The following is a 22428-nucleotide window of genomic DNA, read 5'->3' as shown; positions in this document are numbered from 1 at the left end:
CGGAGGAACGGGAGGTACGGCAGGGGTCAGGCGACGGCGTCGTGCAGCCGGGACGCCTGGCGGTCCTTCAGCGGGCCGATGACCGACAGGGACGGCCTGCGGCCCAGGACGTCGCGGGCGACCGAGCGGACGTCGTCCGGCGTGACCGAGGCTATCCGGGCGAGCATGTCGTCGACGGACATCTGCTCGCCCCAGCACAGCTCGCTCTTGCCGATGCGGTTCATCAGCGCGCCGGTGTCCTCCAGGCCGAGGACGGTGGAGCCGCGGAGCTGGCCGATGGCGCGGTCGATCTCCTCGTCGGACAGGCCGTGCTCGGCGACCTGGTCGAGTTCGTCGCGGCAGATCTTCAGCACGTCGTGGACCTGCGACGGACGGCAGCCCGCGTAGACGCCGAACAGGCCGCAGTCGGCGAAGCCCGAGGTGTACGAGTACACGCTGTAGGCCATGCCGCGCTTCTCGCGGACCTCCTGGAACAGGCGCGAGGACATGCCGCCGCCGAGGGCGGTGTTCAGCACGCCGAGCGCCCAGCGGCGGTCGTCGGTGCGGGACAGTCCCGGCATTCCGAGGACGACGTGCGCCTGCTCGGTCTTGCGGCCGATCAGCTCGACGCGGCCCGCGGTGCGCAGGGCGCGGCTGCCCGCGCGCGGGGCGATGGGCTGGGCGGCCGGGTCCTTCAGGGCGCCCGCCTTCTCGAAGGCCGCGCGGACCTGCCGTACGACCTTGTTGTGGTCGACGTTGCCCGCGCAGGCGACCACCAGGTGGGTGGGGTCGTAGTGCTTCTTGTAGAAGCGGCGGATGCGGTCGGCGGTGAGGGCGTTGACGGTGTCGACCGTGCCGAGCACGGGGCGGCCGAGGGCGTTGTCGCCGAACATCGTGTGCGCGAACAGGTCGTGCACGCAGTCGCCGGGGTCGTCCTCCGTCATCGCGATCTCCTCGAGGATGGCGCCGCGTTCGACGTCGACATCCTCCTCACGGATGAGGGAGCCGGTCAGCATGTCGCAGACGACGTCGATGGCGAGCGGCAGGTCGGCGTCGAGCACGCGCGCGTAGTAGCACGTGTACTCCTTCGCCGTGAACGCGTTCATCTCGCCGCCCACGGCGTCGAGCGCCGAGGAGATGTCGAGGGCGCTGCGCCGAGCGGTGCCCTTGAAGAGGAGGTGTTCGAGGTAGTGGGTGGCGCCGTTCAGGGCCGGGGTCTCGTCGCGGGAGCCGACGTGCGCCCAGATGCCGAAGGTCGCGGAGCGCACGGACGGCAGGGTCTCGGTGACGACGCGCAGGCCACCGGGGAGGGTGGTCTTGCGGACGGTGCCGATGCCGTTGGTGCCCTTGATGAGGGTTTGGGTACGGGCGACGGCCCGCGCCTCCGAGGAGGAGCGGGCCGTCACCTTGGGGCTACGGGACGTCACTTGTCGGCGTCGTCCTTCTTGTCGTCCGCGGCGGCGTCGTCCTCGCCCTCGATCACGGGGATGAGGGAGAGCTTGCCGCGCGAGTCGATCTCGGCGATCTCGACCTGGACCTTCTGGCCCACACCGAGCACGTCCTCGACGTTCTCCACGCGCTTGCCACCGGCGAGCTTGCGGATCTGCGAGATGTGCAGCAGGCCGTCCTTGCCGGGGAGCAGGGAGACGAACGCGCCGAACGTGGTCGTCTTCACGACCGTGCCCAGGTAGCGCTCGCCGACCTCCGGCATGGTCGGGTTGGCGATCGAGTTGATCGTCGTACGGGCGGCCTCGGCGGAGGGGCCGTCGGCGGCGCCGATGTAGATGGTGCCGTCGTCCTCGATCGTGATCTCGGCGCCGGTGTCCTCCTGGATCTGGTTGATCATCTTGCCCTTGGGGCCGATGACCTCACCGATCTTGTCGACCGGGATCTTCACGGTGATGATCCGCGGCGCGTTCGGGGACATCTCGTCGGGCCGGTCGATGGCCTCCATCATCACGTCGAGGATGTGGAGACGCGCGTCGCGGGCCTGCTTGAGGGCGGCGCCCAGGACGGAGGCCGGGATGCCGTCCAGCTTGGTGTCGAGCTGGAGGGCGGTGACGAACTCCTTGGTGCCGGCGACCTTGAAGTCCATGTCGCCGAAGGCGTCCTCCGCGCCGAGGATGTCGGTGAGGGTGACGTAGTGCGTCTCGCCCTCGACCTCCTGGGAGATCAGGCCCATGGCGATACCGGCGACGGGGGCCTTCAGCGGCACACCGGCGTTCAGCAGCGACATGGTGGAGGCGCAGACGGAGCCCATGGACGTCGAGCCGTTGGAGCTGAGCGCCTCGGACACCTGGCGGATCGCGTAGGGGAACTCCTCGCGGGTCGGCAGGACCGGCACCAGGGCGCGCTCGGCGAGGGCGCCGTGACCGATCTCGCGGCGCTTCGGGGAGCCGACGCGGCCGGTCTCGCCGGTGGAGTACGGCGGGAAGTTGTAGTTGTGCATGTAGCGCTTGCGGGTCACCGGGGAGAGGGTGTCGAGCTGCTGCTCCATGCGGAGCATGTTGAGGGTGGTGACGCCCAGGATCTGGGTCTCGCCACGCTCGAACACGGCGGAGCCGTGCACCCGCGGGATGGCCTCGACCTCGGCGGCGAGCGTACGGATGTCCGTCAGCCCGCGGCCGTCGATGCGCTTCTTCTCCTTGATCACGCGCTCGCGGACCAGGGTCTTGGTGAGCGAGCGGTACGCGGCGGAGATCTCCTTCTCGCGGCCCTCGAACTCCGGCAGGAGCTTCTCGGCGGCGAGCGCCTTGACGCGGTCCAGCTCGGCCTCGCGCTCCTGCTTGCCCGCGATGGTCAGCGCGGAGGCCAGCTCCGGGCGGACGGCGGCGGTCAGCGCCTCCAGGACGTCGTCCTGGTAGTCGAGGAAGATCGGGAACTCGGCGGTCGGCTTGGCGGCCTTCGCGGCGAGGTCGGCCTGCGCCTTGCACAGCACCTTGATGAAGGGCTTCGCGGCGTCCAGACCGGCCGCGACGACCTCCTCGGTGGGGGCCTCGGCGCCGCCCTCGACCAGCTTGATGGTCTTCTCGGTGGCCTCGGCCTCGACCATCATGATCGCGACGTCGCCGTCCTCCAGGGTGCGGCCCGCGACGACCATGTCGAAGACGGCGTCCTCCAGCTCGGTGTGGGTCGGGAACGCCACCCACTGGCCGCGGATCAGCGCGACGCGGACGCCGCCGATCGGGCCGGAGAAGGGCAGACCGGCGAGCTGCGTGGACGCGGAGGCGGCGTTGATCGCCACGACGTCGTACAGGTGGTCGGGGTTGAGGGCCATGATCGTGGCGACGACCTGGATCTCGTTGCGCAGGCCCTTCTTGAAGGACGGGCGCAGCGGGCGGTCGATCAGGCGGCAGGTGAGGATGGCGTCCTCGGAGGGGCGGCCCTCGCGGCGGAAGAAGGAACCGGGGATCTTCCCGGCCGCGTACATCCGCTCCTCGACGTCGACCGTGAGCGGGAAGAAGTCGAGCTGGTCCTTGGGGTTCTTGGAGGCGGTGGTGGCCGACAGCACCATGGTGTCGTCGTCCAGGTACGCCACGGCGGAACCGGCGGCCTGCTTGGCCAGGCGGCCCGTCTCGAAGCGGATGGTGCGGGTGCCGAAGGAGCCGTTGTCGATGACGGCCTCGGCGTAGTGGGTCTCGTTCTCCACTAGCGTTTTCTCCGTTACTTGTCGTCTTTTGTCCCGGCCGCCCGTGTGGCGGGGGACGGTGTCGGAGAAGCGCCGCTCCTGGTGCAAGCCGGTCTTCGATCGAAGCTCCCGGGATTCGGTCTTCCCGGGGGCCACTACCGAGGACCGGCGGCGGCGAGGTGCGCTTCTCCTCGTTCTGGTACCACTTCGTTCGTGGTGCTACCACACTACAAAGGGGCGGTGACACTCCGCACGTACAGCAAAGGGAGCGGTCCCCGAACTGCGGGAACCGCTCCCTCCACGGCGTCTTACTTGGCGCCCGCCGCACCCCGGCGGATGCCGAGACGGTCGACCAGCGCGCGGAAGCGCTGGATGTCCTTCTTGGCGAGGTACTGGAGCAGGCGGCGGCGCTGACCGACGAGGATCAGCAGGCCACGGCGGGAGTGGTGGTCGTGCTTGTGGGTCTTGAGGTGCTCGGTCAGGTCGGAGATCCGACGCGACAGCATGGCGACCTGGACCTCGGGGGAGCCGGTGTCACCCTCCTTGGTGCCGAACTCGGAGATGATCTGCTTCTTCGTGGCGGCGTCGAGCGACACGCGTACTCCTCTATGGTCTGGAAAGGGCCACCGAGTGCCCCCGGTCTGTGTCTCGGGGGAGCTTCCGTGACTCGGAAGGCGGGGATCCGCTGGGCGCGGCCTCCAGGGCACGGGGCTCCGGGGGCGCGTACACAAACGGCCGTCACCCAGAGTACCAGCAGGTTCGCCCGCCTCTTACCGCGGTCGGCGAAGGGCCCGGGGGGAGGGGGCGCGGCCACTAGGGTGACGGGTTGGACTGTACGTGCGTCTGGAAGGGGTCGCCCAGCGATGGCGGAGACGGAAGCCGAGATGAAGGCACGCAAGGAACGGGAGCGGGACGAGCTGTACGCGCTCGACATCTCCGGCGTCGAGTGGCACAGCGCGCCGGGCACCGAGGAGCACGAGGAGCGGGTCGAGATCGCCTACCTGCCCGAGGGCGCGGTGGCGATGCGGTCGTCCCTGGACCCCGACACCGTGCTGCGGTACACGGAGGCGGAGTGGCGGGCCTTCGTGCTGGGGGCGCGGGACGGGGAGTTCGATCTGGAACCGGAACCGGAGCCGGAGCCGAAGGCTGACTGAGTGCCGTCATAGAAAACGGGGGCGGGACGCACGCGCGCGTGGGTCCCGCCCCCGTTTGTCCGTTCGTCCTGGGGCCGTCAACTGGTCAGTGAGCGCACCGTCGCGTAGACGTCGAAGACCGCGAGCGCCAGCGGCACCAGGGTGAGCAGGACGAAGCCCTCGGCGATCTCCAGGAAGCGGCCCCAGAAGGGGGTGAGCCCGCTGCGGGAGGCGACCAGGCCGAGGCCGGTGATCAGGGCGGCTGCCGCCGCGATCGCCGCGACCAGCCAGACCGTGCGCATGTCGAGGTCGGCGCGGTCCCCCGTCAGCGCGTCGCGGACCAGGGCGCCGGGCGGGTTGAGCGCCAGGCCGAGGCCGAGCGCGACCAGGGAGCCGAGCCCGGCGGCCAGCAGGGCGGCGACCTGCGCGGTGTAGCGGAAGAGCTGGGCCCGCATCAGTGCCGCGACGCCGGTGGCCAGGGCGAGGAGCTGGGCCCAGAGGTCGTCGGTGAAGCCGAGGACGAGGGCGGAGCCCACGGCGACGAGGGAGCAGCCGCCGACGAGGCCGACGAGGAGTTCGTGGCCGCGCCGGGCCTGGGCCTCGATGCGTTCGGCGTCCACCGGCTCGGGTGGTTCGGGGTCGGCGCCGTAGACGCTGCGCGGGGTGGTGTCCGGGGCCTCGAAGCCGATGGGCAGCCGGGCGAAGCGCATGGACATGCCCGGCAGGAAGGCGAGCGCGCCGATGGCGACGGGGGCGCACAGGGCGGCGATCTCGGCCGGGGTCCAGTGCTTGTAGAGCGCGACGCAGGTGGTGACGAGGCCGAGGCCGGAGGCGACGGCGAAGGCGACGAAGGGGCCGTCGCCGCGCGGTGAGCACAGGGTGAGGATCACCGAGGCCACCAGCACCGCCGCGCAGGCCAGCAGGAACTGGAGCTTGCCGATGCCCTGCCCCTCGGACAGCGACAGCAGCCCGGACCCGGCCACGCCGACGTTCGGCAGGGCGCCCAGGCCCAGCGCGACGGCGGAGGCGCGGTCGTCGTAGACCCGGGCGCGGACGCAGCCGAGGACGACGAGGAGCACCCCGGCGACGCCCGCGAGGATGCCGGGCAGGCTGTGCATGTCGTGCCGTGGGTCGGCGGTCCAGGCGACGAAGGCGAGCAGCGCGGGCAGGACGGCGCCGCCGGTCAGGCCCGCGGCGCGGGTGAGGTCGGCGTGCCACAGGGAGCGGTCGCGGGTGACCGCGGAGGCGACGGCCTCGGAGACGTCGTCGAAGACGGCGGGCGGCAGCGACTCGGAGAACGGGCGCAGGGTGAGGAGTTCGCCGTCGAGGATGCGCTGCGCGGTGAAGGACCGGGAGCTGTCCAGGACGGTGCCGTCGCGGCGTACGAGGTGGTAGCCGACCGGGGCGCCCTCGGCGGCGGTCTGCCGGGAGAGCCGGAGGATCTCGGGGTAGAGGTCGGCGACCGGGATGTCGTCGGGCAGCGCCACGTCGATCCGGCTGTCCGGGGCGACGATGGTGACCCGGCAGAAGCCGAGGCCGGTGATCGCCGCGCCGCCCGTTCCCGGTGTGGCCGCCTGGCCGGGTCCGCCCGGTCCGCCGGGTCCGCCCGCGCCGGTGGCCGCCGTGGAGGCCGTGATGCTCACCTGGTGCTCCCCCTCAGTTCCGCTGCTGTCTCATCGGTCCGGTGTCTTCGGTCCGCTGTCTTCGATTCGCTGTCTTCGGTTCGGTGACGCTCCGGTTCGGTGTCACTCGTGTGGTGGCGGCGTGAAGGTTCCGCGCCGGTTCCGCCGGTGCCCGTCGCCGGGCGGGCGGCGGGGCGACCGTCCGGCCGTACCGGGCGTACCGCGCCGCGCCACATCGCACGGAAAGTCCCGTATGTACGCCGTGTGTGTCCCGTATCTCCGGCCGGGTCCCCCTGTGCTCACGCGAACATCCGGCACCCTACCGCCCGCCGGTGTGTGGTGGGATCAGTAGGATCGCGCGGCGGCCCCCGTTCGCCTGACACGGGGAGGCGGACGGAAACGGCGCGGGCCGACAAGGGAATTGGTGAGCAGTGAGCCAGATCGTCGTGAAGCGCCCGCCGCGGGCGCTGCCGCCGGAGGTGCCCACGGGCGACGTCGTCGTACAGCCGCCGCCCGAGCTGCCACGGGGTCACCAGGACAGCGTCATGATGCAGTTGCTGCCGACGCTGGGCATGGGCGGCTCGGTGGTGTTCTTCTTCACGAGCGGGCAGCCGTTCATGCGGATCATGGGCATGATCATGATCGCGTCGACGATCGCCATGTCCATCGCGATGGTGGTCCGCTTCCGCCGCGGCTCCCAGGGCCAGTTGGCGGACCTGCGCCGCGACTACCTGAGCTACCTCTCCCAGACCCGCCGCGCCACGCGGGACACCGCGCGGGCGCAGCGTGACGCGCAGTACTACCTGCACCCCTCCCCCGAGCAGCTCTGGGCGCTGGTCGCCGAGGGCAGCCGGGTGTGGGAACGGCGGCCCGGCGACGAGGACTTCGCGCAGGTCCGCATCGGCCTCGGCCCGCAGTCCCTCGCGACCGCGCTGGTCGCGCCCGACACCGGTCCCGTGGAGCAGTTGGAGCCGCTCACCGCGAGCGCGATGCAGCGCTTCCTCGCCGCCCACGCCACCCTGGACGACCTGCCGATGGCGGTGTCCCTGCGCGCCTTCTACCACGTCACCCTCAGCGGCGAGCCGGAGTCGGTACGCTCCTGCGCCCGCGCCCTGACCGGTTCGCTGGCCGCGCTGCACTCCCCCGAGGACCTGGTCGTCGCGGTCGCGGCGGGCCGCGAGTCGTGGGCGCACTGGGAGTGGGCCAAGTGGCTGCCGCACGTGCAGCTCCCCGGCGTCACGGACGGCGCCGGATCGCGCCGTCTGATCAGCGCCGACCCGCGTGAGCTGGAGGACCTGCTGTCCTCCCGGCTGACCGGCCGCCCGCGCTTCCACCCCGACGCCGCGCCGCTGCCGGACACCGCGCACCTGGTCGTCGTACTCGACGGGGTGTCCCTGCCGCAGGACTCGATGCTGGCGAGCCCGGAGGGGCTGCAAGGGGTGACGGTCGTCGAGATCGTGCCCGGTGAGCAGGCGGGGGTCCGCGGGGACCTGTCGATCGCCGTACGGCCGCAGGCGCTGCGCCTTGAGTCGGCGCACGGGGTCGTCTACGAGGGGACGCCGGACGCGCTGTCGCAGGAGTCGGCGGAGGCGCTGGCCCGGCAGCTCGCGCCGCTGCGGATGGCCTCCGGCGGGGACGACGACGAACCGCTGCTGGCGAACCTGGAGTTCACCGACCTGCTGAACCTGGGCGACGCGGCCTCCATCGACACCCGGCGCACCTGGCGGCCACGGTCGCAGGCGGAGCGGCTGCGGGTGCCGATCGGCGTCGGTGAGGACGGCCGTCCGGTGATGCTGGACATCAAGGAGGCCGCGCAGGAGGGCATGGGCCCGCACGGGCTGTGCGTCGGCGCCACCGGTTCCGGCAAGTCGGAGCTGCTGCGCACGCTGGTGCTCGGGCTCGCGGTGACGCACTCCTCCGAGACGCTGAACTTCGTCCTCGCGGACTTCAAGGGCGGTGCGACGTTCGCCGGGATGGCGCAGATGCCGCACGTCGCGGCGGTGATCACCAACCTGGCGGACGACCTCACGCTCGTCGACCGCATGGGCGACTCCATCCGCGGTGAGCTGAACCGCCGCCAGGAGCTGCTGCGGGACGCGGGCAACTACGCCAACATCCACGACTACGAGAAGGCGCGCGCGGCGGGCGCGCCGCTGCAACCGATTCCGTCGCTGCTCCTGGTGATCGACGAGTTCAGCGAACTGCTGACGGCCAAGCCGGACTTCATCGACATGTTCGTGCAGATCGGCCGCATCGGCCGGTCGCTGGGCGTGCACCTGCTGCTGGCCTCGCAGCGCCTGGAGGAGGGCCGACTGCGGGGTCTGGAGACGTACCTGTCGTACCGGATCGGTCTGCGGACCTTCTCCGCCGCCGAGTCGCGGGCCGCGCTGGGGGTGCCGGACGCCTACGAGCTGCCGAACGTGCCGGGTTCCGGGTTCCTGAAGTTCGGCACGGACGAGATGGTGCGGTTCAAGGCGGCGTACGTCTCCGGTGTCTACCGCTCTGGTGCCCAGCGGTCGTCGTCGACGGACGGCGCGCTGCCGGTGGACCGGCGGCCGGTGCTGTTCACGGCGGCGGAGGTGCCGGTGACGTTGGTACCGCAGCAGCCGACGCGGGCGCGGGGCTCTGGCTCCGACGAGGTGGACGACGCGCTCGCGGACACCGTGCTGGATGTCGTCGTACGGCGTCTGGAGGCACAGGGTCCGGCGGCGCACCAGGTGTGGCTGCCGCCGCTGGACAGCCCGCCGTCGCTGGACGCGCTGCTGCCGGGTCTGACCGGGGTGGCGGGCCGCGGGCTGACCCAGCCCGGCTACGAGGGCGCGGGACGGCTGGTCGTCCCCGTCGGCATCGTCGACAAGCCGTACGAGCAGCGCCGGGACCCGCTGTGGGTGGACTTCTCGGGCGCGGCGGGCCACATGCAGGTCCTGGGCGGCCCGCAGTCCGGCAAGTCGACGCTCCTGCGCTCCCTGATCTGCTCCTTCGCGCTGACGCACACCCCGCAGGAGGTGCAGTTCTACGGCCTGGACTTCGGCGGCGGCGGCATGTCGGCGGTGGCCGGACTCCCGCACGTCGGCGGGGTCGCCTCCCGCCTGGACCCCGAGAAGGTGCGGCGTACGGTCGCGGAGGTCTACGGCATCCTGGCGCGCCGTGAGGAGTACTTCCGGGCGTCGGGCATCTCGTCCATCGCGGAGTTCCGCACCCGGCGCGCGCGGGGCGACATCTCCGTCACGGACCAGCCGTGGGGCGACGTGTTCCTGGTCATCGACGGTTGGGCGAACTTCCGTGCCGACTACGAGGCGCTGGACCAGGTCGTCCTGGACATCGCGGCGCGCGGTCTCGGCTACGGCATCCACCTGGTGATCTCGGCGTCCCGTTCGATGGAGGTGCGGGCGGCGCTCAAGGACAACCTGCTGAACCGGCTCGAGCTGCGGCTCGGCGACACGATGGACTCCGAGCTGGACCGCAAGGTCGCCGCGAACGTGCCCACGGGCGTGCCGGGTCGCGGTCAGGCCCCGCAGAAGCTGCACTTCATGGCGGCGGTGCCGCGCATCGACGGCCTCACTTCCGACACCGACCTCGCGGAGGCGACGGCGGCGCTGGCGACGGAGGTGACCCGGCACTGGGAGGGGCCGGGGGCGCCCAAGGTGCGGCTGCTGCCGCGCGCGTTCCCGGCGGAGCAGTTGCCGCCGGGCGACCGCTTCCCGCGCCAGGGCGTCGCGTTCGCCCTGGACGAGAACAACCTGGAGCCGGTCTTCGTCGACTTCGACCAGGACCCGTTCTTCCTGGTCTTCGGCGAGAGCGAGTCCGGCAAGTCGAACCTGCTGCGGCTGCTGATCAACCAGCTCACGCGGCGCTACTCCGGTGACGAGTGCAAGCTGTTCGTCGTCGACAACCGGCGTTCCCTGCTCGGCGTCACCCCGGACTCCCATCTCGCCGAGTACATCCCCATGTCCAACGCCATGGAGCACCACATGGTCGCCCTGGCGGACCTGATGAAGCGCCGGACGCCGACCGCGGAGGTGACCGCGCAGCAGCTGCGGGAGCGGAGCTGGTGGCAGGGCCCGACGGTGTTCGTCGTGATCGACGACTTCGATCTCGTCTCCACGTCCAGCGGCAATCCGCTCAGCGGCCTGACGGAACTCCTCCCCTTCGCCCGCGACGTCGGCGTCCGCTTCATCATCGCCCGCTCCTCGGCGGGCGCGAGCCGGGCCTCCTACGAGGCGTTCATGCAGCGGATCAAGGAACTGGGCGCCCAGGGCGTCGTCCTCGCGGGCGACCCGGCCGAGGGCGACATCCTCGGCGGGGTCCGCCCCCGCCCGATGCCCGCGGGGCGCGGTGTGTTCGTGTCGCGGCGGCGGGGGCGGCCGTTGGTGCAGGTGGGGTTGGTGGCGGAGGAGACCGACTGACGCGGGTCGATGACGGCAGCTCGGTGTCACCGGCCCGGACAGGATCCGAAGGCGAGGAAGCGGAGGTCCCGGATGGGATGGGACGAGCGACAGGAGTCAAAGGCTCAGGCCGCCGCTCGGCAGCCGACACGGACGTGGTTGAACCAGGTGTCCGCGGAGGGCCAGGGCGCCGGTGGCGGACGCGGATCTGGTCGTACGACAGGACGATCTCGGTGCCGTGGGGCACGAAGCCTTCGTCCTCCACGGTGACCTGGTGAAGAAGGTGGACATCGCGGGCGCCGGCATGAACTCCGACCACGCGGGCTCCACCCACCAGGCGGCAGCGGCGCTCTCCCGCTCCAACTTCCGCATGGGCGACGAGCTCATGACCACGTTGTCGGTCTGGGAGAGCCAGGTGAAGGCGGTCCGTCAGCCATGTGCCCACATCTCGAACCACCTGGACTTCAGCAAGAAACCGCACGCCAACGACGACACCGAGATCGCCGCCGAGATCGCGCAGCGAGACGGTTCCGCACTGCCCGCGTCCGAACTCGGCAAGTACTTCACGTAGGCGCGGGGGAGCTTGGGGGGTGCCGTCCATCACGTATCACGACCTGATGCAGGTCGATCTGGGACCACTGGACACCGCGGTGGCCGACTGGAAGAAGGCGGTCGACGCTCTGAGGCAACTGGAGACCGACGCCCGGGACGGACTAGACCGCCAAGGAGTGCGCGGACCTCCACACCGAGGCGACCGGCATCTACCAGGTCCTCGACGACGCGCACTTCGCCCACCATGAGGGCTACGACGCCGAGACCCAGGACGCCATCGAACGAGGGGTCCGCACCCAGGCGGGTGTCAGCCTCCTCCTCGGACGGCGGCCTGTCGTATCCCGTCCCGGACAACATCCGCGGGGTCCCCGCGGACAAGGTCCTCCTGGAGGCCCTGCTCGACGAGGGCGACGAGTTGAAGCAGGGCCCCGGCTTCTTCGACCTGAAGGACGGTCGGTTCTGCCATATGTACGTCGACGGAAACGAGTCAGTGGTCAGCGACGGCCAGTGGCATGAGCGTGGATACAGGTACGCCTGACCCGTGCTGGAGGAGTTCGTTCCTGACTATTTCGACGCATACAAGGAAAAGCTCGGCTGTCGATCGTGATCACCCTGCGGGCAAGGAGTGGCCTGCGGAAAAGACGTTCGACGGTGGGTCGGGTGGCCACGGGGCGCATCCCCCGCGCCCCCGAGATCCGGCCAAGTTGTTAGCCTGGCGGGTGCACGCCAATCAACTGGACGGGGGCAGGAAGACATGACAGAGCCGGTCGGTATGCGACTCAACCAGTATCCGGCCGACCCTGGCGGCTCGCCCGGCGGATCCACGGGGCCGGGCCCGGGCGGGCTGCCGGACTTCGGGTCCAGCCCCACGGAGAAGAAGGCCGCGGCCAAGGCCATCGAGGACCACATCGAACCCGACACCAAGAAGGCCGGTGACGTGGCGGACGAGGAGACGAACGCCGCGGTCAAGGCGTTCGCCGCCAAGGACGGGCACGGTTGGGTCACGTCGTCAGCGCTGAAGAAGGCGCACAAGACGTGGGGTGAGCAGGTGCAGAACCTGATGAACCGGCTGGGGTCCGAGAAGACGGCGCTGCGCAGCACGAACACCCTGTTCCTGAACACCGACATCGGCGTCGGGAACGGTGTGCGCAAGTCATCCAGCCTCGACGGCTTCTGAGTCGCCGTCCGCCAGCCACCGACCCTTTCCGCCAGCGCGTACCAACGGGGACCCATGCCGACGTACCACGAGATCATGACGACCGATCTGGCCACGCTCACCACGGCTGCCGAAGCCTGGGACGACATGGCGAAGAAGTTCCACGAGCAGGAGACCGCGTACAAGCGGGACGTGCACGGCATCTCCATCGGGCCGCTCTGGCTGGGGCTCAGCGCGGACGCCGCCAACCGGCGGTTCGACGTGACGCTGAAGGAGTACCAGAACGCCCAGGTCGAGGCGAAGGCGATCGCCTCGCTGCTGCGCGACGCGCACACGCAGTTCGTGGACATGCAGGGCAGGCTCAAGACGGCCCGGCAGGAGGCGATCGACGCCGGGATGGCCGTGTCCGAGCAGGGGCGGGTCTCCTTCGACACGGCGCGGCTGGACGAGGGCACCCGGACCGCGTACCACCATGACCCGGACTACCAGGAGAGCGTGCGCAAGTCGGTCAGCTCCTGGCAGGCGCGCATCGACGGCGTCGTCGCGGACGTCACCGACGCCGACAAGGGCGTGGAGATCGCGTTCAACGCGGTCGTCGTGGACTCCAACCTCATGGACGGCACGAGCAACGGCTTCAACGGGCAGGCGCAGGGCGACATCGAGAAGTACGAGGCGGAGAACGCCGAGGACATCGCGAGCCGCCTCGCGGACGGCAAGAAGGTCTCCGCCGCCGAACTCGCCGAGCTGGACCGGGCGTTCCGGGACAACTCCGGCAACAAGGTGTTCACCCAGTCGCTGCTGACGGGGCTCGGTCCGGACGGCACCATCAAGCTGACCAACGAGCTGAACGACCTCGCCTACGACGACGACAAGAAGAACAAGGCCCAGTACCTGGAACTCCAGGGCGGCCTCGCGGACACCGTCGCCAACGCCACCCACGTGCCCGGCTCGGTCGCGGACGCGCCGCCGGGGTCGCAGAAGTTCAAGGACTGGCTGGCCAGCGACGACGGCAGGTTCTACCGGCAGTTCACCGAGGGCCTCGACAAGTACGGCACCAAGAACTACGGCTCCAACACCCAGCCGATGTACGGCTACCAGTCGTTCGTCAGCATGATGCAGCACGCCGACGCCAAGTACGACGACCAGTTCCTCTACGAGCTGGGCGACGACCTGATAGCCGCCGAGAAGAAGCAGCCCAGCATCTTCACCGAGTGGGGCGCGGGCCACGACGGCATCCGCGCGGACGCCCTCGACGGGCTCCTCGGCGTCATGAGCAAGAACCCCGACGCCGCCACCGCCTTCTTCGACCCGGCGGGCAACGGCTCCGGCTCCGACCACGTCTCCAACGACCACCTGAAGTACCTGCTGCACGAGCGGGAGTGGCCGCAGCACAGCACTGTCGCCGGTCCCTCCGTCATCACCATGGACGACCCGCTCAACCGCACCGGCCTCGGCGCGGCCCTGGAGGCGGCGACCACCGGACGCGAGCCCAACTCCGAGGGCGCCGCCTTCGACCACCACACCGAGGCCCAGGCCCGCGTCATGCAGGAGACCATCACCCAGCTCGACAAGGACGGCAAGGGCGACTCCATCCCGCAGAACCTGAAGGTACCCCTCGGCCGCGCCCTCGCCGACTACACCGTCGACACCCACGCCATCCTCAGCGGCATCGAGCCGAGCAGCCCCGAGGGCGGCTCCGGCATCAACGCCAACGGCGACGACTCCAGCATCACCAACAGCAAGCACAGCCTGCTGCGGGTGATGCGCGGGGTCTCCGACGCGGCGTACGGGACGACGGCCGACGGGGAGCCCGTCCTCGTCTACGACATGCTGTACGAGAACCAGAAGCTGTACTCCGCCGAGTACCTGGACTCCACCCGGGCCGCCACCCCCGACCAGCAGGCCAACGTCGTCGGCGACTGGGACAACAAGGCCCGTCACGTCGGCGAGGTGTACGGCTCCATGACCGCCATCGGGTCCGACATGATCCTCGACGACCGGGACACCAAGGTCGGCACGATCAGCGACCAGATGCGCTACACGTACCACGGGGTCGGCGGTCTGTTCACCCAGATCCCCGTCGTGGGCGACCCGGTGCAGCGCATGGTCGACGCGGCCACGTACGAGTACCAGAAGGACGTCACGGCCGCCGCGGAGGACGTCGCCCGGTCCCAGGACAGCACCGCCACCTCCGCCGGGATCGGCGGTACGAACGCCCTCCTGGACGCCTGGGGCGGCGAGCACGGCATCAGCGGCAGCGAGGCGCACGAGCACGCCAAGGGTGAGGCGAAGCAGAGCTTCATCACGGGGCGCGAGGACGCGTACTCCGCGCTGCGCACGAGGAAGTGAGATGACGAACGGAAGTCGCCGGGCACGTCTCGGACGGAAGATCATCGCACCGGCCTTGGCGGTCGTCGTCCTGGCGGTGGGTGCGCACCTGTGGCTGAACACCAACCTCTTCGGCGACGACGACGTGTGCGGCGGGCTGGTCTCCGCCGACACGGCCGGGGACGTGTTCTCCCACTCCGGGCGGATCTCCGACCGGGACGGCCTGGACGACCGGCCCGGCGACCGGCTCGCTTTCACCTGCCGGGTGGAGACGTCGTCCTTCCTCCCGGGTGCCGACGACGAGCACCTGACGATCTCGGCGACCCGCGAGCGCGGCGACTTCCCGTTCACCGACGACGGCCGGTGGCCGAACCCGGCCACCATGTCCTTCTTCCCCGACGGCGACACGGACGGCAGCGGTGCCACGGGGGCCATCGGCTCCGACCACGGCTGGGTGCTGCTGCCCGACGCCTGTACGACGGCCGACGGGCCCGCGATCATCGAGGGGTACGCCCCCGAGGGCTCCGACCCGGTCCGGGTCGCCCGGCTCCTGACCGAGGTCGCCAACAAGGCGGCCGAGCGGGCGGACTGCGCGGCCGAACGGCCCCTCACCGCGCCCACCGCCCTCACCTCGGCCCCGAAGGCACGCCAGGTGGACGCCGGGACGGTCTGCGGTCTGAGGGGGCTGAGGTTCCCCGGGCCGGACGGGGTGACCGGAGCGCGGGAGACGGTCCAGGACGGCACCGGTCCCACCTGGGCCTGCGCGGTCCACGACTACGCCACCTACACCGTGACCCAGGAGCCGCACATCGTCGCGGGCATCCGGTCCTCCTCCGGGTACGAGGAGCAGCCGCGGGTGGCCGGACACCAGGTGTCGGGCTTCGACCCCCAGCACGTCGTCGCCGACTGCGCGGGCACACCGACGTACTTCTCCCTCGCGGCCGGGCGTGACTACCTCTCCGCCCTTGAGGGACCGGGCGCCCCGCGCCTAGGGGAGCTGTTCGAGAACTTCGTCGACGTCGCCGAAGAGCGGTTCGGCTGTACCGCACCCTGACCCCACCCCGAGAGCACTGAGGACACGAGACACGTGACACACGTACGACACCGGCTGGCGATCGCCGCCGCCCTGACGGCCGCGGCCGTCCTGATGACCGGCTGCCAGAGTGACGGTGACAGTGAGGGTGACAGCGGTGGTGGGGGTGCGGCGGCGCTGAGTCTGGACGGGCTGGTCGCGACCGCGGACGGCGTTCCGGAGGACGGCGCGGACACCTGTCCGCTGCCCTACGACATCGCGGCGGCGGCGAAGGCCGCGGGCGTGGACGGCGAGGCCGGTCCCGGGCCGGTACGCAAGGACGCGGAGACGCCCGTCGCCACGGGTGAGGGGGGCAAGCGCGCCGAGGGCAAGGAGGCTTTGGCGGAGAACCCCGGTGCGCTGGTGAGCTGCACCTTCCACATCGGTCAGGACGACGTGCGGGTGCACACCATCGCCACGGAGAAGCGCAACGCGGTCACCATCCTGGCGCCGGTGGTCTCCGAGTTGACCCAGGTGGCCATCGACGACGTGGTCGCCTTCACGAACGAGGCCGCCACGACGGAGGAGACGGGCAAGGTCGTCACCGCCGACACCGGCAGTGTCGCGACGGTACGGCTTGAGCTGGACGGTGAGGGGGACGCGGCCCTGCTGGTCGGTACCGTCGACGGGGAGTCCGGGGAACCGGACGCGGCGCTGGACCGGAAGCAGCTCGCCGCGCTGACCGAGGCACTGGCCGGGCAGGTGCAGGAGTAGGGCGGCTCGGCGCCGCCCTACCGCAAGACAGCGGCAGGGTGGACACCTCCCGCGCGTGTCCACCCTGTGCGTGCCGCCCTGCCGTCGGTGCTACATGAAGTAGCTGGCGCCCTTCAGGTCGCCGCCGCGGTAGTCGCCGCCCGCGGTGTGGACGCGCTGGGAGATGTTCACCAGGGCCTGGTGGATGCCCGTCGCGTGACGGTCCCACTCCTTGGTCTTCTTGGTGAACTCCTCGTACGCCTCGCCGCCCCAGCCCGAGGCGGCGTCGAGCACGGCCTTCTTCAGGGCCTCAAGGTCCTCTTCGAGCTTCTTGGCCTGGTCGCCGAGTTCGGTGGCGAGGGCGTCCATGGTGCCGTAGGAGACGGCCAGTTCGTCGTAGTGGGCTCCGGACATGGTTTCCTCGTTTCTTGGAGGTCAGCAGGTGGTGGTCGGTGGCGCGTCGGTGTTGAGCGGCTCGTCAGTAGCTGCTGAGCGCCGAGGTCTTGCCGCCGAGGTCCTCCACCGAGATCTTGGTGATGTCGGCGTCGATCTGGCCTTCGAGGTTCTGCTTGTCCTTGCGGTTCAGGTCGATGCCCTGGAGGAAGTCGTCCAGCATCCGGCCGATGGCGGCCATGTGGCTGTTGATCTCCGACTGCTTCTTGTCGAAGGCGAGGGCGCCCTGGCCCGTCCAGCTCTTCTCGATCATGTCGATCGTGCCCTGGAGGCGGGCGAGAGACTGCCGGATGGAGTCGTACCGGTCGATGACGTTCGTCTGGAGCTTCTGTACCTGGGCCTCGTAGAGCTTGCGGTCCATGGCCATGTCGGCAGTCCCTTTCGTGTGGTGGTCAGTGGTGGTGTCGGTGTCGGTGTCGGTGTACGGGGGTCATGCGCGGCGGCGGGAGCGGACCACGGCGACTGCGCCGCCCCCGATCACCAGCACCGCGGCGGCGGCTCCCAGGGCCACCCAGAGGGTGGTGTCGTCGGAGGCGTCCGGCTCGGCCGCCGCGGAGGTCTGACCGCCTGCGGTGTCCTTGCCGGACGGTTCGGTGGACGGGGACGTGGACGGGGCCGCGGACGTGGCGGGGGTCGCCGGGTTGCCCTCCTCGTCGACGACTCCCGCGGCGTTCTCCCTGGCGAGGGGGTCGGTGTCCGCGGCGCCCGGGTTGTAGTCGCTGTCCTCCAGCACCTTGCGGGGGCGGATCAGGCCGTACCCGAGGTACGTACTCGGGTCGTCCTTCGCCCAGTCCCGCCCGGCGGTGTCGATGAGGCTGGCGAGGACCTGGTTGGCGGTCCAGTCGGGGTGAGCGGACCAGACGAGGGCGGCGGAGGCGGAGGCGATGGCGGTGGCCATACTCGTACCTTGGCCAACGCAGTAGGAACGAAGTGTTTCGTCGCACCAAGTGGGCACGTCGAGCCCGGGGGCGGCCAAGTCGACGTAGTTGCCGTGCTCGGAGAACTTGCCGACCGCGCCTGACTCGTCGGATGCGGCGATTCCGATGACGTAGGGGTAGGCGGCCGGATAGCCGATGAAGTTCTTCGTCTCAGCGTCGTTGCCGGTACCCGCGAACATCAACTTGCCCTTGCTGTGGGCGTAGTCGATCGCATCACGGACCGCCGAGTGGTCAATGCTCGTGGTGAAGGACATGTTGATGATGTCGACATCACTGTCGGCGATGGCCCTGATGACCGCAGCCAGGTCAGGTGCCTTCGCCCGCTCGGACTTGTTGTCGAAGCCGTCCATCGCGATCCGGTAGGGCACGATCTTGGCGTCCGGAGCCAGTCCCTTCAAGGAGCTGTCGGCGCCGGTCCCTGCGATCAGCTCCGCCATGCTGGTTCCGTGGCCGTCGTAATCCTCGGTGGCCTTGTATCCCAGATCCTGTGGAATACCCTCAGTGGTGACCCTGCCCTGCAACGACGGGGTGTCACTGACTCCGGTATCGACGACCGCGACCTCGACGCCCTCGCCAGTACTGACCTTCCACATCTCGCTGGCCTGCATCGCTGACAGGTACCACTGCTGCGACTGGACGTCTGCGGCTACGGCACCGGGAGCAAGACCTGCCGACAAGACGGAGGCAGCGCCAAGTGCCGCACAGATGGTCGCGGCCCTTCTCGCGTACCGCCCCGCGAGCGTGCTCGACCTGTCGCCCCGCCTGATCCCTGACACCATGCTCTGCTCGTCCTCGCTTCTGTCCTGTCAGTCGGTCGTCGGCGCCTCGCCACGCCGCTCATCGCGACGCGGACGGTTCGTACCGGACCCTCGGTTGCCTACGGCACCACGCGGCGTGCCAGCGCCGTCAGTGGCACCGCCGTTCGCAGTGCGCGGAGTTCGGCCGCTCGGAGTGCCCACCACACCGTGGGAGCCGCCGGTAGGACGGCGAGCGGTCGGCGCCGCGCCCGATGTGGTGGGAGGTGTCCCGATCACCCCACGCTGGCCGGGCCTCTGCGCTGTCGAACTGGAGCCCCGTGCGCCCTCGGCGCCGACGACCGTGCCGCGCGGCAGCTTGGATCCATTGCCGCCAGGAGTGGGCCCTGTGACAGGGCGCCCGCCGACGACCCCGTTGGGCGCACGCCCAGTGCCCGCGCCACCGCGACCAGCGGCGGGCGGTGCACCGACGACGCCCTTCGGCGCCCGGGCGGCACCGTTGACGGGTCCGGTCGGCAGTGGCTTCCCACCGACGATGCCACGCTGCACAGGAGCGGCGCCGCGGTTGCCGGTAGGCGTGGGTGCGACCGTGCGCCCCGGTTGTCCCAGGGGGCCCACGGGGCCGACCCTGCGGCCTCCCGCCTGCGCGGGAGGGGTGACACGCCCCGCCTGACTCGTAGGACCGATGCCTGGACGCCCTGTCTGGCTCGTGGGGCCCGGGGGAGCCCCGGTGCGCCCTTGAGCCATGGGCGGCACCTTCGGCACGTTGATACCACCGGGACGTGTGGTGCGGCCGGTGGCCTGCCTGATGGCGGGCGGCGTCGCGCTCGGCACCATCGGAGGGACGGGCCCCGGCGGGGTAGCGGGGGGAGCGGTCGTCGGTGGCGGAGTGACCGTGATCGGTCTCACGGTGTCCTGAGATGGCAGCGTCCCCACACTGTCGATCTCTGTGCCGACAGGCTGTCGCGGCGTCGTGACGTTCCCGTCGGCGGTCTGCTGCGGCGCCAGCACCTCCGCCGGACGTTCCCTCTCCGCGGCAGCGGTCACCGGGCCCTGGTGGGAAGCCGACGTCTCACTGACCGACGTGAGCGAAGCCGGGGTAGTGGGGCGTTCCTTGATCGGACCGAAGCCCGGCGGCGGTTCCGGCACCCCCACATCCGGCATCTTCGGAAACACCGGCTCCTCGGCCGACTGCATCGTGCCTGCTGACACCGTGTAGAAGGACGCCAGGCGGTACATCTGGTTGATGGCCTCCTGGCGGTGGGCCTCTGCCTTGACCGCTGCCGTGTACTCGTCGTTGGAGTCGACGCGCTTGGCCTCGGGGATGTCGTCGACGGACTTGGGGTCGGTGCGGTTGTCGCGCGGTGGCATGGACTTGCGGACGGAGGCGAGGCCGGAGCCCGCGGCCAGGACCTGGGTGCCGATGGTGTCGGCGTAGGCGGCGATGCCCTGGGCGGTCTTGATGAGGCTGTCGCCCCAGTCGGTGAACGCGGTGTGGGCCTCGCCCTGCCAGTCGATCTGGCCGAGGTTCTGGCTCAGTTCCTCCGCGGCGTCGTTGATGGCGTCGCGGGCGTCGACGAGGGCCGTGCCCGCGGTCTCCAGGAGTTCGGGGTTGGCGGACTCGACGATGTCGATCATTTGGTTGAGGTCGTAGCCCTCGAAGTTCGTCGAGCCGAAGTGGATGCCCCGGCTGGAGCCGAACGGACTGAACAGGCGGGTCATGTTCATGACCGCGTCCAGCGTGCCGTTCTGGCTCGCGGCCTCCTGGCGCTCCGCCGCGTGCAGGTCCGGCTTGTTCTTGTCCCCGTGGCCGCTCATCAGTACCCCGCGTCCGTGTGGTCGGCTCGGTTGTCGCGCTTGTTGTGCTCGTTCAGCATCTCTTCACGCGTCTGGTTGACCTCGGCCCGGATCTCGTGGAACCGGTAGCGCTGCTCGTCCTCGAGGTTGTCGAAGGTGACGTCGACGCCGTGCACCGCGATCTGCATGGCCTCCAGTTGCAGGCCCAGCGACTTGGACAGCGCGGTGATGCGCTCGTGGACGCGCTCGTACTCCAGGTGGAGCTGCTTGCCCTCGGGAAACGCCCCGCCGCCGAAGGCGGACTCCGGCAGGCTGTGGGACGCCACCTTGGACGCGCCGCCCGCCGAACCCTCGAACGCCGCGAGCAGATCGTCCACGCGCTTCTTGAAGGTCGACAGCGCCATCACGCCCCGGCGCACGTCCGCCGCCGACGCACCTCCGCCCATGTCCGCAGGAAGCACGAAGTCATCCCTCCCCGTTGTCCCCGTCGTCCCCGTTAACGCCTTGCAAGCGTTCATGACGGCGGTTCATGACCGCAATCACCACCACTCTAGTGACTCGCACCGACAGTCCCAACTGGCATATGGGCCACCGGCTTCGCCACGCCACTCCTTACACGACGGTACGTGCGCCGCCCGGGTTGCGGGAACCGGGTGACAATCGAGCGGCGTTTGTCACATCCCGGCGACTCACGTTGCGGCGTGGCCACTGCGAACCCCCGCGCCGCGCGCCCGTCTGCGGGCGTCCCGGATCGCCACCGCCGTACCGCCGAGGCCCGCTACGAGGATCGCCGCGCCGACGGCCACGTACGTCGCGAGGCGGGCGTTGCGCTCGTCGGGCGTCTCGCCCTGCGGGAACGGGGCGGCGGCCGGTGTCCTGGCACCGCCCAGGCCCTCCTGCGGGTTCGGCGACTCGACCGGCTCGGCGTCCGCCGTCAGCGCGCGCACCGGGTCGACCACCCCCCAGCCGACCAGGCGGTCGTGCGTGGCGACGGTGCGCTCCGCGGTCTGTTCGATCTGGGCGACGATCTGCCGCTGCGTCCACTCGGGGTGCTTGGCCTTCAGGAGCGCCGCGACGCCCGCGACGTACGGCGCCGAGAAGCTCGTACCGTTGTCGGAGCAGTGGCCCCCGCGCGGGACGGTCGAGATCATGTCGACGCCGGGTGCCGCCACGTCGACGAAGTCGCCGGACTGGGAGAACGACGCCCGCTCGTTGTTGCGGTCGGAGGCGGCGACCGCGAGGACGCCCTCGTACGACGCCGGGTAGGTCTTCTTGACGTTGCCGCCCAGGCCGTCGTTGCCCGCCGACGCCACCACCACGATCTGCTCGGCCAGCGCCTCGTCCACCGCCGCCTCCAGGTCGGGGTCGGGCTCGACGGCGTCCGAGGTGTCCTGGGAGATGTTGATGACGTCGGCGCCCGCGTCGATGGCGTACCGGATCGACTTGGCGAGGGTCTCCGTGGTGCCGTGGCCCTCGGCGTCGTTCTGCTGGATCGGGATGATGGTCGCCTTGGGGGCCAGGCCCACGAAGCCGGTGTTCCTCGCCGGGCGCGCGGCGATGATGCCCGCGACCTTGGTGCCGTGGCCGACGGTGTCGGTGGTGCCGTTCTCCTTGCCGCGTTCGATCGGGTCGCCGTTCTCGTCCTTCAGGCCCCTGGGCAGGTAGTTGCGGCCGCTCTTGACGTCCACGGCATCCTTCAACTGCGGGTTCTTCACGTCGACGCCCGTGTCGATGACCGCGACGCGCACGCCCTTGCCCTGGGACTCGCTCCACAGTTCGTCCAGGAGGACGCGCTGGAGGGCCCAGGGGCGGCCGGGGTAGCTGGCGTTGGGGTACTCGCACTGGTTGGAGAAGTCGTCCTCGGCACCGGCCGGGGACGCCGTCAGGAGGGTCGCCGCGGTCGCCAGGCAGAGGGCGGCGGTCAGGCGCGTCGTCAT

18 protein-coding genes are annotated in these 22428 nt (G+C 70.4%); 8 read left to right on the top strand and 10 right to left on the bottom strand.

All coding sequences use genetic code 11. The annotated features are described in order from the left end of the window. Positions 1-26: 26 nt before the first annotated feature. The 3 genes from ACFQZ6_RS26075 to rpsO form a co-directional block, all read right to left on the bottom strand. Entirely contained in the window at positions 27-1406 is a 1380-nt protein-coding gene (locus ACFQZ6_RS26075) for a M16 family metallopeptidase (protein ID WP_381613263.1), read from the bottom strand. Further along, positions 1403-3628, bottom strand: a complete 2226-nt coding sequence (locus tag ACFQZ6_RS26070) for a polyribonucleotide nucleotidyltransferase (protein WP_381613260.1) — start codon at positions 3626-3628, stop codon at positions 1403-1405. The genes ACFQZ6_RS26075 and ACFQZ6_RS26070 overlap by 4 nt, the downstream gene beginning before the upstream one ends. Positions 3629-3915: 287 nt before the next feature. Next, positions 3916-4203 carry a 30S ribosomal protein S15 gene (gene rpsO / locus ACFQZ6_RS26065; protein ID WP_030041128.1) on the bottom strand — a complete coding sequence of 96 codons (288 nt, stop codon included), beginning with the start codon at positions 4201-4203 and terminating at the stop codon, positions 3916-3918. Positions 4204-4470: 267 nt separating this feature from the next. Between rpsO and ACFQZ6_RS26060 the strand changes: the two genes are divergently transcribed. Further along, positions 4471-4761: a DUF397 domain-containing protein gene (locus tag ACFQZ6_RS26060; RefSeq protein ID WP_381613257.1), complete on the top strand. Its 291-nt coding sequence runs from the start codon at positions 4471-4473 to the stop codon at positions 4759-4761. Positions 4762-4838: 77 nt separating this feature from the next. Here the strand turns inward: ACFQZ6_RS26060 and eccD are convergent, their stop codons facing one another. After that, positions 4839-6383: a type VII secretion integral membrane protein EccD gene (eccD, locus tag ACFQZ6_RS26055; RefSeq protein ID WP_381613254.1), complete on the bottom strand. Its 1545-nt coding sequence runs from the start codon at positions 6381-6383 to the stop codon at positions 4839-4841. Between the two features lie 410 nt (positions 6384-6793). On the opposite strand from eccD, the gene eccCa reads away from it, so the two are divergent. The 7 genes from eccCa (at position 6794) to ACFQZ6_RS26020 (ending at position 16569) form a co-directional block, all read left to right on the top strand. Next, positions 6794-10768 (top strand): type VII secretion protein EccCa, encoded by a 3975-nt coding sequence (gene eccCa, locus ACFQZ6_RS26050; RefSeq protein ID WP_381613251.1) that lies wholly within the window; start codon positions 6794-6796, stop codon positions 10766-10768. Positions 10769-10940: 172 nt separating this feature from the next. Continuing rightward, positions 10941-11318: a hypothetical protein gene (locus ACFQZ6_RS26045; protein WP_381613248.1), complete on the top strand. Its 378-nt coding sequence runs from the start codon at positions 10941-10943 to the stop codon at positions 11316-11318. Positions 11319-11603: 285 nt separating this feature from the next. After that, positions 11604-11837: a hypothetical protein gene (locus ACFQZ6_RS26040; protein ID WP_381613245.1), complete on the top strand. Its 234-nt coding sequence runs from the start codon at positions 11604-11606 to the stop codon at positions 11835-11837. Positions 11838-12053: 216 nt separating this feature from the next. Then, a complete protein-coding gene (locus ACFQZ6_RS26035) occupies positions 12054-12476 on the top strand; it encodes a hypothetical protein (RefSeq protein ID WP_381613242.1) in 423 nt (140 codons plus the stop codon). Positions 12477-12551: 75 nt separating this feature from the next. Next, positions 12552-14804: a hypothetical protein gene (locus ACFQZ6_RS26030; RefSeq protein WP_381613239.1), complete on the top strand. Its 2253-nt coding sequence runs from the start codon at positions 12552-12554 to the stop codon at positions 14802-14804. 1 nt (position 14805) lies between these two features. Next, complete coding sequence (locus tag ACFQZ6_RS26025; RefSeq protein ID WP_381613236.1) at positions 14806-15837, top strand: hypothetical protein; 1032 nt, start codon at positions 14806-14808, stop codon at positions 15835-15837. A 33-nt stretch (positions 15838-15870) separates the two neighbouring features. Continuing rightward, the gene (locus ACFQZ6_RS26020; protein ID WP_381613233.1) at positions 15871-16569 is read left to right on the top strand and encodes a hypothetical protein; all 699 of its coding nucleotides are present in this window, start codon (positions 15871-15873) and stop codon (positions 16567-16569) included. Between the two features lie 90 nt (positions 16570-16659). On the opposite strand, the gene ACFQZ6_RS26015 is transcribed toward ACFQZ6_RS26020, so the two are convergent. The 6 genes from ACFQZ6_RS26015 to mycP all read right to left on the bottom strand — a co-directional run bounded on the left by ACFQZ6_RS26015 (position 16660) and on the right by mycP (position 22428). Beyond that, complete coding sequence (locus ACFQZ6_RS26015) at positions 16660-16962, bottom strand: WXG100 family type VII secretion target (RefSeq protein WP_381613231.1); 303 nt, start codon at positions 16960-16962, stop codon at positions 16660-16662. Between the two features lie 64 nt (positions 16963-17026). Beyond that, on the bottom strand, positions 17027-17368 hold the full coding sequence (locus ACFQZ6_RS26010) for a WXG100 family type VII secretion target (protein WP_381613228.1): 342 nt from the start codon (positions 17366-17368) through the stop codon (positions 17027-17029). Between the two features lie 63 nt (positions 17369-17431). Next, complete coding sequence (locus ACFQZ6_RS26005; protein WP_381618647.1) at positions 17432-18532, bottom strand: S8 family serine peptidase; 1101 nt, start codon at positions 18530-18532, stop codon at positions 17432-17434. Positions 18533-18745: 213 nt separating this feature from the next. Then, complete coding sequence (locus ACFQZ6_RS26000; RefSeq protein ID WP_381613226.1) at positions 18746-20422, bottom strand: WXG100 family type VII secretion target; 1677 nt, start codon at positions 20420-20422, stop codon at positions 18746-18748. A gap of 89 nt (positions 20423-20511) precedes the next feature. Beyond that, positions 20512-20952: a hypothetical protein gene (locus tag ACFQZ6_RS25995; RefSeq protein WP_381613223.1), complete on the bottom strand. Its 441-nt coding sequence runs from the start codon at positions 20950-20952 to the stop codon at positions 20512-20514. Positions 20953-21180: 228 nt separating this feature from the next. Next, positions 21181-22428, bottom strand: coding sequence for a type VII secretion-associated serine protease mycosin (gene mycP, locus ACFQZ6_RS25990; protein ID WP_381613220.1), 1248 nt, complete (start codon positions 22426-22428; stop codon positions 21181-21183).

The sequence above is a fragment of the Streptomyces flavalbus genome, assembly GCF_042674625.1.
Taxonomy (GTDB): Bacteria; Actinomycetota; Actinomycetes; order Streptomycetales; family Streptomycetaceae; genus Streptomyces; species Streptomyces flavalbus.
This window is presented reverse-complemented; position numbering and strand designations above follow the sequence as displayed.

Bases quoted from the DNA above. Each gene is read 5' to 3' on its own strand.
- ACFQZ6_RS26060 (WP_381613257.1), top strand. From the start codon at position 4,471: ATGGCGGAGACGGAAGCCGAGATGAAGGCACGCAAGGAACGGGAGCGG.
- ACFQZ6_RS26005 (WP_381618647.1), bottom strand. From the start codon at position 18,532: ATGTGGAAGGTCAGTACTGGCGAGGGCGTCGAGGTCGCGGTCGTCGAT.
- ACFQZ6_RS26025 (WP_381613236.1), top strand. From the start codon at position 14,806: ATGACGAACGGAAGTCGCCGGGCACGTCTCGGACGGAAGATCATCGCA.
- ACFQZ6_RS26015 (WP_381613231.1), bottom strand. From the start codon at position 16,962: ATGTCCGGAGCCCACTACGACGAACTGGCCGTCTCCTACGGCACCATG.
- ACFQZ6_RS26000 (WP_381613226.1), bottom strand. From the start codon at position 20,422: ATGAACATGACCCGCCTGTTCAGTCCGTTCGGCTCCAGCCGGGGCATC.
- ACFQZ6_RS26010 (WP_381613228.1), bottom strand. From the start codon at position 17,368: ATGGCCATGGACCGCAAGCTCTACGAGGCCCAGGTACAGAAGCTCCAG.
- ACFQZ6_RS26035 (WP_381613242.1), top strand. From the start codon at position 12,054: ATGACAGAGCCGGTCGGTATGCGACTCAACCAGTATCCGGCCGACCCT.
- mycP (WP_381613220.1), bottom strand. From the start codon at position 22,428: ATGACGACGCGCCTGACCGCCGCCCTCTGCCTGGCGACCGCGGCGACC.
- ACFQZ6_RS26030 (WP_381613239.1), top strand. From the start codon at position 12,552: ATGACGACCGATCTGGCCACGCTCACCACGGCTGCCGAAGCCTGGGAC.